The organism is Methanocrinis sp., from assembly GCF_049974945.1.
Lineage (GTDB): Archaea > Halobacteriota > Methanosarcinia > Methanotrichales > Methanotrichaceae > Methanocrinis.
The window spans coordinates 1-15,327 of sequence record NZ_JBNGCU010000014.1; the positions used below are offsets into that span (position 1 = coordinate 1).

Annotated in this window: 12 protein-coding genes; 6 read left to right on the plus strand and 6 right to left on the minus strand. The window is 61.1% G+C overall.

Features of this window, described 5'->3' with window-relative positions; translation table 11 throughout:
• Nucleotides 1–140: 140 nt before the first annotated feature.
• From ACP5EL_RS02560 to ACP5EL_RS02575, 4 genes are all read right to left on the minus strand, one after another.
• Nucleotides 141–1,502 carry an alkaline phosphatase family protein gene (locus tag ACP5EL_RS02560; protein WP_428400875.1) on the minus strand — a complete coding sequence of 454 codons (1,362 nt, stop codon included), beginning with the start codon at nt 1,500–1,502 and terminating at the stop codon, nt 141–143.
• Nucleotide 1,503: 1 nt separating this feature from the next.
• Entirely contained in the window at nt 1,504–2,694 is a 1,191-nt protein-coding gene (locus ACP5EL_RS02565; RefSeq protein WP_428400876.1) for a bifunctional 5,6,7,8-tetrahydromethanopterin hydro-lyase/3-hexulose-6-phosphate synthase, read from the minus strand.
• A 171-nt stretch (nt 2,695–2,865) separates the two neighbouring features.
• Entirely contained in the window at nt 2,866–4,017 is a 1,152-nt protein-coding gene (locus ACP5EL_RS02570; protein WP_428400877.1) for a cytochrome c biogenesis CcdA family protein, read from the minus strand.
• Between the two features lie 92 nt (nt 4,018–4,109).
• Nucleotides 4,110–4,694, minus strand: coding sequence for a DUF7594 domain-containing protein (locus ACP5EL_RS02575; RefSeq protein WP_428400878.1), 585 nt, complete (start codon nt 4,692–4,694; stop codon nt 4,110–4,112).
• A gap of 174 nt (nt 4,695–4,868) precedes the next feature.
• Between ACP5EL_RS02575 and ACP5EL_RS02580 the strand changes: the two genes are divergently transcribed.
• The 4 genes from ACP5EL_RS02580 (at nt 4,869) to ACP5EL_RS02595 (ending at nt 10,634) form a co-directional block, all read left to right on the plus strand.
• Nucleotides 4,869–6,365, plus strand: a complete 1,497-nt coding sequence (locus ACP5EL_RS02580) for a right-handed parallel beta-helix repeat-containing protein (RefSeq protein WP_428400879.1) — start codon at nt 4,869–4,871, stop codon at nt 6,363–6,365.
• Nucleotides 6,366–6,500: 135 nt separating this feature from the next.
• Nucleotides 6,501–8,138 (plus strand): rhodanese-like domain-containing protein, encoded by a 1,638-nt coding sequence (locus tag ACP5EL_RS02585; protein WP_428400880.1) that lies wholly within the window; start codon nt 6,501–6,503, stop codon nt 8,136–8,138.
• Nucleotides 8,139–8,163: 25 nt separating this feature from the next.
• Complete coding sequence (locus ACP5EL_RS02590) at nt 8,164–10,074, plus strand: S8 family serine peptidase (protein ID WP_428400881.1); 1,911 nt, start codon at nt 8,164–8,166, stop codon at nt 10,072–10,074.
• Nucleotides 10,075–10,085: 11 nt separating this feature from the next.
• Nucleotides 10,086–10,634: an aldolase gene (locus ACP5EL_RS02595; RefSeq protein WP_428400882.1), complete on the plus strand. Its 549-nt coding sequence runs from the start codon at nt 10,086–10,088 to the stop codon at nt 10,632–10,634.
• Nucleotides 10,635–10,649: 15 nt separating this feature from the next.
• Here ACP5EL_RS02595 and ACP5EL_RS02600 read toward each other — a convergent pair whose 3' ends face one another.
• Nucleotides 10,650–11,795, minus strand: a complete 1,146-nt coding sequence (locus ACP5EL_RS02600; protein WP_428400883.1) for an ABC transporter substrate-binding protein — start codon at nt 11,793–11,795, stop codon at nt 10,650–10,652.
• 346 nt (nt 11,796–12,141) lie between these two features.
• On the opposite strand from ACP5EL_RS02600, the gene ACP5EL_RS02605 reads away from it, so the two are divergent.
• Nucleotides 12,142–13,272 (plus strand): M50 family metallopeptidase, encoded by a 1,131-nt coding sequence (locus ACP5EL_RS02605; protein ID WP_428400884.1) that lies wholly within the window; start codon nt 12,142–12,144, stop codon nt 13,270–13,272.
• Nucleotides 13,273–13,337: 65 nt separating this feature from the next.
• Nucleotides 13,338–14,570, plus strand: coding sequence for a TraB/GumN family protein (locus ACP5EL_RS02610; RefSeq protein WP_428400885.1), 1,233 nt, complete (start codon nt 13,338–13,340; stop codon nt 14,568–14,570).
• A gap of 32 nt (nt 14,571–14,602) precedes the next feature.
• On the opposite strand, the gene npdG is transcribed toward ACP5EL_RS02610, so the two are convergent.
• On the minus strand, nt 14,603–15,265 hold the full coding sequence (gene npdG, locus ACP5EL_RS02615) for an NADPH-dependent F420 reductase (protein WP_428400886.1): 663 nt from the start codon (nt 15,263–15,265) through the stop codon (nt 14,603–14,605).
• Nucleotides 15,266–15,327: the final 62 nt, after the last annotated feature.

Consider the following 15,327-nt stretch of genomic DNA (forward strand, 5'->3'; position numbering starts at 1 on the left):
TGCCCTCCTCCTTTGCCACCATCTCCATCTCAGCAGTTATCCGGCCGGATTTTGCGTCTTCGATAAGTCCCATGAATCATCACATCTGATTCGTCCCGAGAAGGTCATATTTAAAGTTGGCCGAAAATCCGAAGGTAGACTCATCCTCTTCTGGCGATCCTGACGATCAGGAGGGCTCCGATGAAGTTTATCGCCAGGATCAGGACGATGGCGATGTACTTCCTGTTCTCCTTCTTGAAGATGGAGGAGACTATATTCTCCGAGCTTCCGGCAGACCCTCTGGAGAGATCGATCGATTGGTCGCCACAGAGGTGCACCGCCGTCCCCCTGCCGGCCGACTCCACCGAGTAGGTGCCCCGGTCCAGGTTCCGAAAGATGTAGCGCGAGTCGCCGGTGGCCCGGGCCACGAGGTTGCCATCTCTTCGGACCTCGACTTCTGCCACCTTCCCTGAGTTGACCTCCAGGTCAAAGCACTTTGAGACCGGGATGACCCGACCCTCGGAGAGGGGCAGAGCCGGGCATAGGCCCAGGAGATCGAGGAGGGTGGGTGCGAGGTCCACCTCCGACCAGTCCCCCGCCAGGATCAGGTCGTCGACCCCGGAGCCGATGAATACCGCCGGAACGGCCAGCGACTCCGTTCGGGACGAGTACTTGGCGGAGGAGTGGCCTCCCTTACCCTGGCCGGAGGGAAAGGACATGCCGTGGTCGGCGGTGATCAGAAGGAGAACGTCGTTCTCTTCGCAGGCCTCCACCAGCCTTCCCAGGGGCGCGTCCAGACCCGAGATCGTCTCCACGTATCCTTTGGGGCCGAGGTTGTGGCCGGCGCTGTCGACGGCCCCGACGTTCACGATCAAAAGGAAGGGGCGAGACTTCGAACCCATGGCGGAGACCACGTCGGCGGCCGCATCCAGTCCCCAGGCGTTGTATCCGACGTAGCCGGAAACGCCCCTCTCCTGATTGTAGAGGGGAAAGCGGTCCCTCTCGGCCGAGAGGAGATCGGCCAAGTCGGAAGGAAGGTTTGCCCTGGAGCCGGCCAGGGGCTCGGCTCCCCAGAGGGCGTTGTCGTCGAAGAATATGATTCCGTCCTGCTCCAGGACCATGCCCATCGAGTCGCCCCTCTGGAGGAGGGCGAGGCAGACGAGGCCCTCCTCCCTGGCGAGATCGAAGATCGTCGCCCCTGGACTGCCCAGAATTGTGGTGTCCGCCCAGGAGCAGCCCGTCACCAAAACCGAGTGGCTCGGGCCGGTCTCGGGGACGGGAACGGTCACGTTCAGAACTCGAGCCCCTTCGCCGGTCAGGTTGAAGAGGAGGGTCCTCTCCAGGGGGCTCCCGTCGAGGGCCCGGGGCAGAAGCTCCGGGTAGACGTAAGCCGATCCCAGTCCGTCGACGACGAGGAGAACGGCCCCGGCGGGATCGCCGCCATCACCCGCCCAGACCTCGGTGGTGGGGCGGGCCGATCCGGCCAGGACGAGGAGGACGAAGAGGGCGGCGAGCGGGCGCATCTCAGAAGTCGGTCATAACCCTGTACTGATCGATCTCCGTCTGTTTCAGCTCGGCGAGGAACTGCTCGGCGGCATCTTTGATGTCCTTGGAGGCCGTGATCGCCCGGCCCGTTACGACGATGTCGGCTCCGGATCTGAGGGCCTCGGCCACCGTCTCCACCCTGATCCCACCGGCGACGGCCACCAGGATCTTCCGGTCGGAGCCCGCCGCCATCTTCTTTATGTCGGCTATGACCTCCCAGTTGTGCTTCTCTGCCTCCTGATCGATCGCTCTATGCATCTCCACCACGTCCGGCAACGCCGGTAGGGACCGCAGGACCGCCAGGGGGTCGGGGACGTTCAGCATGTCTATAATAGAGTAGATGCCGGTCTTTCTCGCCTCTCTGATCGCAAGCTCGATGGTCTTTGTGGGGGCGAGCCCCGATATCACCACGGCGTCGGCGGTGGCGTCGGCGGCGAGCCTCACCTCCAGGTTTCCCGTATCCAGGGTCTTGAGGTCCAGGACCACAAAGGAGCTGGGCCGAAGATTCCTGATCTCCTTCACCACAGAGGCCCCGAACTTCTTGACCAGGGGCGTCCCCACCTCGATGAGAAGGTGGTCGCTATCCGGAAGCTGGGAGAGGACCCTGCGAACGACGGCCAGGTCCACCAGGTCTAAAGCCACCTGAAGGTAGGGCGGATCCCAGAGCCTGATAACCCGGAAGCCCATGATGGGGTGGGTCGACCTGTCCTTCTCGTAGAGGACTGTATCTATATCCGGGAAGCCCTCCATCGCCCTCTTGACCGCGAGCTTCGTGGCGCCGTAGTTGTACCGGTATATGGCGTCGTAGTCCCGGGCCAGGGGGTGGATGAAGACGCTCACGATCAGGACCAGGTTCTCGACCTCGGCCTTGGGGATGACCCCCTCAGCGACGGAGTCGGCCACCGCCTTGGCGACGGCGGTCTGGGCGGGGCCGAATATCAGGGCGGCTTGGTCCATGTTCTTCACTGTGACCTTGGGCACGATCAGGGTCGCGGGCTTCGGCGGCAGGTTCGGCCTTATCACCGAAAGAAGCGGGGTGTGACCCGCCGAGAGCTGGGCGAGACCGCTCGCGAAGGCCATTCCCACAGGACCATCTTTGTCACCGATTAATAGATCGATATGAGCGAGTTCGGGCTCGTCCCCTATCAGCGCCTCTCCTATCAAAAACAAGCGTTCACCTCTGCAGCGAAAGAGATCCTGCGGGTATTAATCCTTTTGCACCGGACCCAAGATATCATCGCAGCAGAGGGGCGGAGCTGACAAAGATGAGCAAGCTTTAGCCCTCAGATCGCCTGTAAGCGGATGAGGGGGGCGAGGGCGAGGAGCGTTGAGCCCCCGCCCTCAGATCACCTGCCAGTAGATGAGGGGGGCGAGGGCGAGGAGGGTCAGGCCCGTCGCCAGCCTGATACCGGCCCGGTGTTCCTTCCTGAAACCGTCGACCTTCTCGGGGCTCATGCCGAGGGCGATGACACAGCCCAAGATCAGGATGGGAAAGATCACGCCCAGGTTGTAGAGGAGAAGGTAGACGGCTCCGGTGGAGTAGCCCTCCTCGGAGATCAGCCCCAGAATGGCGATGTAGACAGCCCCGACGCAGGGAGCCTTCACCAGGGAGAAGAGGGCGCCGAGGATGAAGTAAGAGCTGAACTTCCCCTTCGAGAGGGCACCCTCGATGTACTTCTGCGACCAGCTCGCCTTGAAGAGGGAACGGCCTCCGGCCGAAAGGCGCCTTGCATCCTCCAGGTGGACGAGCCCCAGGGCCACGAGAAGGATGGTGAGGGCGATCCGAAAGCTCGAGGCGATCGTACCGGCGTGAAGGGTCTTCAGCATCCCCACCCCGAAGAGGTAGTACATGCAGAATATCCCCAATGAGAAGAAGACCACCATCATGACCAGGTCTCGGCGGCGGCCGGAGCTGGAGATGACGGCGGCGGCGAGAAAGGCGAGGACTCCCAACAGGCAGGGATTGAACCCGGCGAGGAAACCCGCCAGAAATACCGTCATCATGGAGAGGGAGGAGACGTCGATATCCTCAAGAGCCTCGTTTTCGGCCCCAAAAGATCCCCGGCCTGAACCGTCATCCGGCGAGGGGCCGAGGACCGAGATCACCGAGCCGGCCACCCCAGACACCTCCTCGATCTCGGTTCTGAGGGCCTCACGGACCAGCCCCTCCAGAAGGTCCTGGTCGCCATCGTAATCCCGGTAAGCTATGGAGGAGTTCCCGATCACGATAGAGGGCACCCCTCCCTTGAGCCGGTGTTCTCTGATCACCTCTCTCCCCTCCTCTGAGTAGACGTTGTAGACGACGATCTCGGCGCCGGGATAATCCGGGAGGACGCCCTCCACCGTCCGCTCCGCGGCGGCGCACTTGGTGCATCCCGGCGATGCTATGAGGATGACATCCTCTGAGGCCCCGGCCGGGGAGAGGAGTAGGAGGAAGATCAGGAGGATCGCCGGAGAGATCGACATCTTGGTGCAGGGATGAGGGGTGGGCATCAGAGAAGGAGCTTGAGCGAGGAGATATAAAAACTTGGTTTGGGGCGGCCGGAGGTCCCGGACCGCTCCAGCCCTCTCTTTCGGGAGAGAGATCATCCGTCGATGGTGGTGATCTTCAGCTCCGGGACGTTCTCGTCGGGGTCATCGCTGGAGGCAAACCCCACCGTGGCATCGTCCGCCGACACCAGGACTAAAGAGAAGGGACAGCTCTCGCACTCCAGGATCGACTTCTTCACGATCTCGGTGGCGTCGAAGTCGTACCAGACCTCATCCTCATCGACCTCGATCGCACCGTCGGCCCCCTCCTCGTATCCGAGCTCGTCAGACCAGGTGACGGTATCCTCGTAGAAGCCCTCGTAGTAGAAGTGGAGCTCCACCTCGCCAGGGCTCTCGACGTCCTTGGCGTAGACTCTGAGGGTCGCAGACTCGATATCATCGGGAGAGTAGCTGCCGACGATCTGCTCGAAGGATATGTAGGCGACCATGACGGGCTCACCGTCGTCAGAGGAGACCCAGAGGGTCTCTTCAGCGCCGAAGTTGTCGTCCTCGGCGTCGGCATCTACATACGAATCCCCGAGAAGCTTCGGGGCGAAGGTCCCCGCCAGGGCCGCGCCGATCAGGAGGACCGCACAGGCCAGGGTGCAAGTTAATCTGAATATAGATCTCAAACTGAACACCTCAGCCCACCATAGAACCGGGATAAATAAAAAGACTTGTGTTCATCTTTGACCTATATGAGACCTACAAGAGGCTCGCGGAGGCGGATCTGAAGATTTCAAACCCCCTTCGCTAGCCTCATCCCACGTTAGCTTTATTAACTGATGATCCTCCTTTAACTCCGGTGGGTTAGCTTGAGAATTTCAGCAGATCTGCGCCTCATCCTCGGCGCCACAGCAATCTTGGCATCTCTGTTGGTCATGGCGGCCTCGGCGACGACGTATCAGGCGGGCCCAGACCTCCAGGCGGCGATCGACGGAGCAGAGCCGGGAGATACAGTCCTCGCAGGTCCCGGCTTATACGAAGAGGTGGAGATCGCAAAGAGCATCAGCCTCGTCGGCACCAACGCCAGGATTCGGGCCGGGGAGAGGGATATAGGGATCAAGATCACGGCAGACGACGTGACCGTCTCGGGCTTCACCGTCGAGGGCGGCTTTTACGGGATCCATCTGGTGGGCTCGGATAACTGCACCATATCCGACAACAGCGTGACCGGATCTGTCCAGTGGGGGATAGGCCTCGTCTTCTCCGACGATAACAGGATCGAGAAGAACATCGCGAACTATAACGGCCTCGGCGGCGAGGGGTGGTACGGCATATACCTCTCCAACTCGAACCGGAACCTTATCCAAAAGAACGTTGCGAGCAACAACGGTGAGTACGGGATCGCCCTCTTCCCCTCATGCTCGGAGAACGTGATCAGGGAGAACACCGCGGAAGATAACGATTACGGCATCTACGCCTTCACCGACTGCGACGCCAACCTGATCATGAAGAACAGGCTCTCTCGAAATAAGAACTCAGGGATCAAGCTTATCCACGGATGCTCGGCGAACCAGATCCTGGAGAACGATATCTCCGAAAACGGGGTCGTGGGCTTATTCCTCCAGTCGGGGTCGGGATACAACCTCATCAGGGGAAACGAGATCGCAGGTAACTCGAAATTCGGAGTCCAGATCCAGGAAGGCCCCGACGGAAACAACACCATCCTCGAGAACAACATATCGGGGAGCCAAAAGGGGATCTTCGTCGACACCGATGGGAACACCATCTACAAGAACAGGATCTTCGACTGCGTCATCCCCGCCGAGGACCGGGGGGCAAACCAGTGGTATGCGGCCTACCCTGAGGGCGGAAACTTCTGGGGCACCTACATCGGGACCGACGAGTTCGGCGGCCCCGGCCAAAACATATCAGGAAGCGACGGATTTGCAGACCTTCCTCGCATCATCAACGAGAGGGCGCGAGACCTCTATCCGATCATGGGCGATGCGGTACTGCCCCTGGTCCTCGTCGACGCCTCCATCCATCCCGCCCGGGCCACGATCGGCACCCAGGTGACCGTAGAGGCCGTCCTCGAATCCAGGTACGGGGTCGCTCAGATCTCGGCCCGGACCAGGAGCCTCGCCCGACCCTCGGAGCCGAGCCGTTACATCAGGATGGAGAAACGGCCAGGAGATGACGTCTACGTCGGCACCCTCCAGACCGCCCTGATGGGAGAGGGAAGGCACAAGATAATCCTCTCGGCGAAAGATGCAAAGGGGTACGAGGTGGAGGAGGAGATAGGAGAGCTCGAGCTCTCTCCGAGGTCGGGATGGGACTTCAACGAGGCCCTATCAAAACAGCTTTAAGGTGATCACGCTTGACAATTAGTTTTAAGGGGAAAAACCATGTTATTAGGGGTTAGAGAAGATAATTCTTCAAATCGCAGGCCCGGCAAGAGGGCCTGCCATGAGGCTGGAAGCAATTGGTCCAAAGCCCTCCTCGTGGTTGGGGCTCTGGCGCTGACCTTCTGCCTGGCAACTTCAAACGTCTGTGCGCAGAAGGATTATGACTGCCCCACCTGCAACGGTGGAGATACCTTCACTCTGGACATCTTCAACTTCCTGGGCCACAACCCGACTATAGTCGAGGACGAGTCTGAGAAGCCCCCAGGGCCGAAAGAGGCACGAGCCGAGTGGGAAAATGCAACCGGGGCCGAGAGAGAGGATGAAGGGTTCGTCCATGGAGAGTTCCTAGCCTCGATCGAGGATGCTGAAAGAGCCGACGTGATCCTGGACGTGGGTTCCGACTATGGATCATCCCACATCGAAGGGGCGATCCCCCTCTACTGGGACCAGCTCCTCGATGAGGAGAACAATCCCAAGTCGGCCGCCGAGATGGCCGAGATCTTCGGGAACGCCGGCATATCCCCCGACGACTCGGTGGTGGTCTACGGCGACTGCGCGCCCTGCGACGGCATATCGGTTGCGCCCTTCGTCTTCTGGGCTTTGAGGTACGTCGGCCACGACGATGTCAAGGTCCTGGACGGTGGCCTGAACGGGTGGAAGGACGCCGGGAGGGCGACGGAGAGGAAGGCTAACCAGAGGCCCGCTGTGACCTATACGCCCCGGGCGAGGTTGGGGCTGTTGGCCGATTACGACGGTGTGGCCAGCGGCGAGCGCCAGCTGGTCGACGCCCGAACCCTCCAGGAGTTCGCCGCCGACAAGATCTCGGGGGCCGTCCACATAGACATCGATGAGGTCCAGACCGACGGCCAGGTCAGGAGCAGCGAAGATCTGGCGGACGTCTTCTCTGGCCTCGACGAGGACGAGCCGGTAGTCGTCTACTCCAACGCCGGAGCTAGGGGCGCCATGGTCTGGTACGCCCTCCGGCTGATGGGATACGACTCGGCCATCTACACCTGGAACGACTGGGAGGCGAACCAGCCCCCGGTCAGGGTGGTCCTCAAAGAGGTCCGGGCCGAGCCCAACCCCTCCGGGCCGGGACCGGTGAAGATCTATGCCACCTTCGAGGTCGTCCCCGACGAGGGCGATGCTGCGACAGAGCTCTTCGGAGCGGAGTCGGTCGCCGAGGATGAATCCACATCAGGTGATGCGGTCGTCGAAGATGCCGACGATGAGACCGTTCAAGGAGACGGCGGGTCCAACGAGACGGAAGAATCCATCGTCAATGGGACCGAGATCGAGGAGATGATTTCGGAAGCGGCCTCCATGGAGGAGCCGACGGTGAAGACGATGGGCTGCGTCGCCTGCTTCGACCCCATGATCCTCTACGCCTCGGGCTCCAGCCCCTCTGAGATAGTCGGCGGGGTCAAGCTCGGGTCCATCAGCGGCACCAGCACGGCACCGATCACCGCCGCAGGGGCTCTGATCCAGGATCAGGACGGCGAGGTGATGGCCGAGGTGGAGCTGGCCTCCACCATGAGCGACGAGTACACTGGGACCTGGGACGCCACCGGCGCGCCGGACGGAGTCTACATCGTCACCCTGGCGGCGGCCGCCGGCGGGAAGACCTTCTACTTCGAGGACGTCCTGACGATAGAGATCGACAGCACAGCCCCGGTCCAGGAGACGGCGACGAACGCCGTCACCACCGGGATTAGAAAGCTGGGAAGTTATTAATTGGATGGGGGCGTAAAAAGAGGAGATGAGCCGCCCAAGCCCTCCATTTTTTATCACCCTGCTGGTGATCGCCTGGACCGTCTCCAGCGGCGCAGCCATCTCCATCTCCTTGAATGAACCAGAGGAGGTTTCGCCACGATGGTTTCTCCAGAGGGTGGACTCAGTCCTCAACCCCGGCGACGACTTCGATCCTCCGGTCATCTTCAACGCCCACGTATCTCCGATGATCATCAAGAGGGGCGACCCGAGGGTCGAGATCAGCGCCTGGGTGAGAGATGACGTTGCGGTGGAGACCGTCTACGCCGAGGTGGGCGGACGGTACATACCCCTGATCAACCTGGGCCGAAGCGGGAGATACGATGGTCGATGCAGCTCGAACCTCCCCCCCGGAGACCACAGGATCACCATCATCGCCGTCGATCGGGCGGGAAATGCCGCCCGATGCGACGAGCTCATCCTTCAGGTCCTCGACCCCCTGGACCTCAACTCGAATCGGATCGAGGACAGCCTCGAAGAACTCCAGGATCAGGAGCTGAGGGTCATTGTCCTGGTCGAGGAGGACGTCTCCCTGAATAGAGAGGGGACGAAGATCCGGGAGAGGGTGGAGGAGGAGTTCTGGGTCCTGCCTGGCGCCTCGATGGTGGTCCCTGGGAGGGATCTTGAGAGCCTCGCGAAGACGGAGGGCGTCAAGGGGATCTACGAAGATAAGAAGCTCCGAATCCTGGGAGAGGGCTCGGAGGGGTACAGCCCCAGGACCGATCCGCGCTTCAGGGTCGACGACGGCGCAGGAAGAGGCGTGACGGTGGCGATCCTCGATACCGGCGCCGATCCGAACCACCGATCCCTCGACGATTTGGACGACGACATCTTCACCCCCGACCCCAAGATCAGGGCCTTCAAGGACTTCGTCAACGGGAGGGAGGAGGTCTACGACGATCACGGCCACGGAACCCACTGCGCCGGCCTGATCGCGGGGACAGGGGATGGGGGTGGGGGTGGAGTCGCCCCTGGAGCCGAGCTGGTGGTGATCAAGGTGATGGACGAGGATGGTGCATGTTACCTGTCCGACGCCCTCACCGCCCTCGACTGGATTCTAGAAAATCAGGGCGACCTCGGAACAGACGTCATATCCTTCAGCGTCGGCGGCGAGGGGCCCAGCGACGGCTCGACCCTCCTCGACGCGGCCTGCGACAGGATGGTGGACGAGGGGATAGTCGTGTGCGTCGCCGCCGGGAACTCCGGCCCCGCCGCGAGGTCGATCGTCACGCCGGGCACCGCCGAGAAGGTGATAACCGTGGGAGCTATGGACCCCGCCGGCGAGATATTTCAGAGGTCCTCCCGGGGCCCGACCCCTGACAACCGGGTCAAGCCGGACCTGGTGGCTGTAGGGGTGAACGTCACCTCGGCCCGGTCCGGAACCCTCCGAGGCGAGGGCAACATGGACGGGACGTCCATGGCCGCGCCCCAGGTGGCAGGAGCTGCTGCCGTGATCCTTGAGAAGCGGTCGGACCTCGACCCCGCGGGGGTGAAGAGGCTCCTCCTCAAGTCCGCCGACGACGTGGGGCTCTCGGGCCCCGACAACACCTACGGCCACGGAGCCCTGAACCTCACCTCTGCCCTATCCCTGGTGGAGGAAAACGGCGACCCGGCCGATCCCGACGTCTATAGCCTCGCCCTCAGCCGATCTCTGGCCATGGCCGGAGATCCGGTCATGATCGAGGCTGGAGTTTCAGGCGAAGTCGCCGAGGTGGAGGTCCACGTCGTCGGCGAGGAGAGAGATATCAGGATTCCGATGCGAGACTTCGATGGAAACGGGATCTATTCAGGCCGCTGGGAGACGAGGTTCTGGGACCCCGGCGACTACTCGATTTCGGTGGAGGCACGGGATCGGTTCGGCGGGGTGGGGAAGAGCTCCGTCCCGTGTGTCCTTACCTGAGGTGGCAGCCGATGGACCCAAGGGAGGAGATCTCGAAGTTCGGAAGAAAGCTGGTGGCTTCAGGCCTGACCTACGCCCACTTCGGAAATATCAGCATCCTCTCCGATGAGAAGATCCTGATCACCTCTGCCGGATCGATGCTCGACGAGATCGGCGAGGATCAGGTGATCGAGGTCGCCCGGGAGGGAACTTGTCCAGAGGACGACCTCGCCAGCTGCGAGACCGTCGTTCACCGGGCCATCTACGAGAAGACCCGGTCCCGCGCCGTGATCCACACCCACTCCCCTTACGCCGTCGCCACCTCGATCTTGGAGGAAGGGCCCTTGGAGCCAATGGAAGGGGAAGGGGCCCGGTTCCTGGGGGCCGTACCCATAGTCGAGGGGGATATGGGAAGCCAGAGGCTCGCGAAGAGCGCCTCGAATGCTCTCAAAGAGAGCAGGGCCTGCATCGTCCGGGGGCATGGCGTCTTCGCCGTCGGCGCGACCCTGGAGGAGGCCTATATCGTCGCCTGCATGGTGGAGCACAGCGCCATGATCAGGCGGCTGGTGAACGTGGGATGAAAAAGATTTTCGGGATCAGACCCCCATCGATGGATAGACGAAGGCCCCGGCTCCGGCAAGGTCTGGGTCGAGGTGCATGAACTCCTCCAGAAACTCCCGGTGGATCGCCTCGGGGTCGAGGTCAGCGAATAGATCGGGGTAGAGCCACTTGGCGACTAAGACCGTCCCGATGGTCATCTGGGGTCCGAGGGCGAAGTCGCCGGAGATGACGTAGACCCGATCACTTTTGACGGCGTCGACGAGCGAGAGACCGGGGTCGCCCATGATACCCTCCCGATAGGCTCTGAGGAGGGAGTCGTCCTCTGCACCGTAGCCTCCGTTGTAGGAGAGGCCTATGATCACCTCGGGGTTCTCCTCCATAACCCACTCCGCCTCGACCTCGCCGTTGTAATCGATCTTCTCTTTTGCGATGTTGCGGCCGCCGGCCAGATCGCAGAGGTCGGTGTAACCGGTATCGCTGGCGTAGGCCCACCGCACAGATGGATTGCTGTCGGCGCTCTTCTCCCTCTCCAAAAAGACCCGAACCCGATCTTCCTCGGCGATATCGGAGACTCTATCAGAGACTGTCCCCATGTAAGTGTCGTACCACACCTCATAATCCCTCACCGCCTCTCGCCCCCCCAGGAGGTAGCCGAGGGCCATCATCTCCCCTCTCAAGGACTCGGCCATGGAGAGGTCGAAACGGACGAGGGCAGCCTTCGGAGGGAGCTTATCATCCAGATGATCGATAGGCGAGAGCTGGGTAAAGGTGATGACCAGATCGGGATTAAGCCCCATGATCGCCTCCGGGTCTGGCTCCTTGTGAGAGCCGAGAGAGGGCAGATCGCCGAGGTTTGAAAATAGGAGATCGCGATCATGGACGGTGCTTCCGACCCCCACGATCGCGTCCTCTCCCCCGAGGACGATGATCGCCGTGGCGTGGCGCATGTGGAGGGGAACGATCCTCCTCACCGGCGTCTTGACGGTCACGACCCTTCCCGCCGAATCGATGAGGGTGACGTCCGCCGGGCCGCCCCGAATTATCCGCCCGATCAGGTCGAGGTCGTCCTCGTCCAGGTCGCCGTCCCGGTCGGCGTCGGAGAGCTCGGTCTGGGCCGCCTCGGCCCCCCCGATCATCGCCTTGACGGCGTCGAGGTCCTGCTCGTCTATGACTCCATCCATATCGGCGTTCCCGAATATCTGAAGGGTATAACCTGCCGCCATCGACGGCAGAATCACAAACAGAACGCACGATAAAAGAAACGTCAGGGTCTTTTTCATGGTAACTCTCCTACTCTAGGGCCCCGTCTGACGGCCGATCTTCCTCGTGCTTATTTGTTCAGGGTTGGTTATAACTATTTCCATTGAAGTATTACACGGAGTTATCAAGAATAGCTAACGTATGTTTGAAGGACCCGAGATCGATATGGAGAATCCGGCTCGGAGAGAAAGCAGATTGGACGATCGGCCTCTGAGCCCAGTCTCTTCCCTCAAAAAAGATATTAACGGGCAGGGCGAGTCTCTGATCATGAGCTCCGCCTTCTCGATTGGGAAGATCGCTGGAATCCCCATCAGACTTCACATCACCTTCCTCGCGATCATACCCTTCGTCGCTTATATATTCACGACTTTCACACAGCCTTTTCCCGTCAACATCTTCGGCGAGGTCTATGATCTCTCATATGGGTTTGGAGCTGTCGAGCCCCCCATGGCGAAATTGCTCTACTCCTTCGCCTTCTCCATCCTCCTCTTCGTATGCGTCGCCCTCCACGAGCTGGGCCACTCCTTCGTTGCGATGCGGTACGGCATAAAGATCAGGAGCATCACCCTCTACTTCTTCGGCGGCGTCGCCTCCATGGAGGACATCCCCCGAGACCCTGGAATGGAGGCGAAGATGGCGGTGGCCGGGCCGAGCGTCAGCGGGATCCTCGGGATCGGATCGATCCTTCTGAGCTTCCAGTCGGCCCTTCTTTTGGGGGTAAGCCACCCTCTCACCACCCTACTCTGGACATTGGGGGTGATCAACATCGTCCTGATGGTCTTCAACCTACTCCCGGCATTTCCCATGGACGGGGGCAGAGTCTTACGAGCCTGGTTTGCCTCTCGGATGGCCTACGTCGAGGCGACGAGACGGGCGGCAAACATTGGGAAGTTCTTTGCGATACTCATGTTCTTTTTGGGCCTCTTTGGCGGCGGCATCGTTCTGGTGGTGATAGCGATCTTCATCTACATCGCCGCCAGCGACGAGGAGAGGTCGACGGCCATCGTCGTCCCCCTGGAGGGGGTTAAGGTTAGAGACATCATGTCGGTGGACCTGAAGACCGTCTCCCCCGAGACGCCCCTCCTCGAGATCATGAACCTAATGTTCCGGGAGAAGCATCGGGGCTACCCCGTGACCGTGGACGGGAGACTCGCTGGCGTGGTGACGATCTCCGACGTACAGAAGGTCCCCGAAGAGAAGAGGGGGACGACCACCGTGGGAGAGATCATGGTGAAGTCGATATACGTGATCGAGCCGAACGCCGATGCCGCCGAGGCTATGAAGAAGATGATGGAGCGGCAGATCAGGAGGCTTCCCGTGATGGAGGACGGCCAGCTCGTCGGCATAGTCTCCCGCTCAGACCTCCTCAGGGCGATAGAGATCTGCTCTGGGTGGTGAGAGCTACAAAGACAAAGGGTTTTTTAGGTGGTCGCCCTTTGATGGCCCACCGCGAGGTAATCGACTTGGAAGATATAGATTCAGGCGGCGCAAGAGATATAGAGATCCCCGAAGGCCCCTGGGGTGGTGATCGGGGCGAGATCGTGATCGTGGGGACAGCTCACGTATCCGAGAAGAGCGTCCGGGAGGTGACCCGCGCCATAGAGGAGCTGAATCCAGACGTCGTAGCCGTAGAGCTCTGCAGCGGCAGGTACCGCGCCCTCACGGGTCAGGAGGAGACGGGAGAGCTCCAGATAAAGGAGATCCTGAGCGGGGGCAAGCTCTACCTCCTCTTGGTCCAGTGGTTCCTCGCCTACATCCAGAAGAAGATCGGCTCAGACCTGGGGGTTAAGCCCGGATCGGAGATGATCGCCGCCATCGAGGTCGCCGAGAGGATGGGGGCGAGGGTGGCTCTGGTGGATAGAGACATCGCCGTCACCATCCAGAGGTTCTGGTCTGCGATGAGCTTTGCAGAGAAGGCGAAGCTGGTGGCTTCGATGATCCCTGCGGCCTTCGGGAGGGGCGAGGAGATCGATATCGAGAAGGTGACCGAGGATGATGTCGTCTCTGCGATCATAGAGGAGTTTCGAGAGGTATCTCCCGGGGCCGCCTCGGTTCTGATCGACGAGAGGGACGCCTACATCGCCCGAAACCTGATCCGCCTCGGAAAGGAAGGTAGAGTGGTGGCCGTCGTCGGCGCAGGCCACAAAGAGGGGATAACCAAGTACCTCGCAAACCCCGAGAAGATACCGCCCCTCGAGAATATGACCAGGATCTCCAAGAGGAGGGTCTCGGCCCCCAAGCTCTTCGGAGCCGCCCTGATGCTCCTGGTGGTGATCACCATCGCCGCGGTCCTGATATCCGGCAGCAGCACCGAGAACCTATTTTCCGCCCTCAAGATCTGGTTTCTGGTGAACGGCGTCCTCAGCGCTCTGGGAGTTGTCCTGGCCCGGGGCCACCCCCTCTCGGCCCTGACCGCCTTCATGATCGCCTGGCTGACGAGCTTGAACCCCCTGATGGCCGCGGGCTGGTTTGCGGGGATCGTGGAGGCCTGGAAGAGAAAGCCGACGATGGCCGACACCAAGAAGCTCGCCGATGCCGAGACCTTCAAGGAGCTGATGGCGATACCCCTCTTCCGGGTGATACTCGTCGCGGCCCTCGCCAACATAGGGAGCGTGGCGGGAACGGTCCTGGGGGCCTACCTGATCCTCCAGATGTCCGGGGTGAGCCCCCAGGAACTCATCAGAGGGGTCTTATAAAAAGGCCTATAGGCCACCACGAAGGACGACGGTCAGCCCTCGATGACGGTGATGCCGGCGTTCTTGACCCTATTCAGCCTGCTTATGTTCAGCAAGAGCGGCGTCAGCCCCTCCATCTGGGCCGCGAGCTTGAGGGGTCCGCCGTCCAGGGGCCGGAGGTCTTCTATGATCCGGGCCAGGTCTGCTACAACCTCTTTCGACTCCGGGTCGTCCCCAGCGATCAGGACGTCCCCTCCGACCGGCTTCTCCAGATCCTGGAGGGCAGCGTAGGAGATGGTGTGAAAGGCCGCCACCACCTTGACCTTGGATGGCAGAAGCTCCCTGACCAGAAGGGCGGCGCTTCCCTGGACAGGCGGAGTATACTCGAAATGCTTCTCCACCCGGGCCATGGGGACGACGGGAGATATCACGATCTGATCGCTGTAACTCTCCGCAAGGTCTGCTGTCATCGACTCGACGAACTTGTAGGGAACGCTCAAGACGACGATCTCGCTCGCCTCGACGGCCTCGCCGTTCTCCATCCCCCTGATCCTGGCGTCGACGCCAACCTCCCTCAAAAAAGAGGTCAGACTTTCGGCCGTCTCCTCCGCCTTCTCGGCCCTCCTCGACCCTACGATGATCTCGTGCTCTTTTGCCCAGCGCTTAATAAAACCCTGGCCGCAATCACCAGTTCCTCCAACAACCGCGATCTTCATGCCGATCTGGTATCAGAGCCATTTTATTTTATCGTTTCTGAGGCTTTGGGCCGCCTTGAGGG

Coding starts and splice junctions, on each gene's coding strand:
- ACP5EL_RS02560 (WP_428400875.1), bottom strand. CDS start 1,502: ATGCGCCCGCTCGCCGCCCTCTTCGTCCTCCTCGTCCTGGCCGGATCG.
- ACP5EL_RS02570 (WP_428400877.1), bottom strand. CDS start 4,017: ATGCCCACCCCTCATCCCTGCACCAAGATGTCGATCTCTCCGGCGATC.
- ACP5EL_RS02590 (WP_428400881.1), top strand. CDS start 8,164: ATGAGCCGCCCAAGCCCTCCATTTTTTATCACCCTGCTGGTGATCGCC.
- ACP5EL_RS02595 (WP_428400882.1), top strand. CDS start 10,086: ATGGACCCAAGGGAGGAGATCTCGAAGTTCGGAAGAAAGCTGGTGGCT.
- ACP5EL_RS02600 (WP_428400883.1), bottom strand. CDS start 11,795: ATGGATGGAGTCATAGACGAGCAGGACCTCGACGCCGTCAAGGCGATG.
- ACP5EL_RS02605 (WP_428400884.1), top strand. CDS start 12,142: ATGAGCTCCGCCTTCTCGATTGGGAAGATCGCTGGAATCCCCATCAGA.
- npdG (WP_428400886.1), bottom strand. CDS start 15,265: ATGAAGATCGCGGTTGTTGGAGGAACTGGTGATTGCGGCCAGGGTTTT.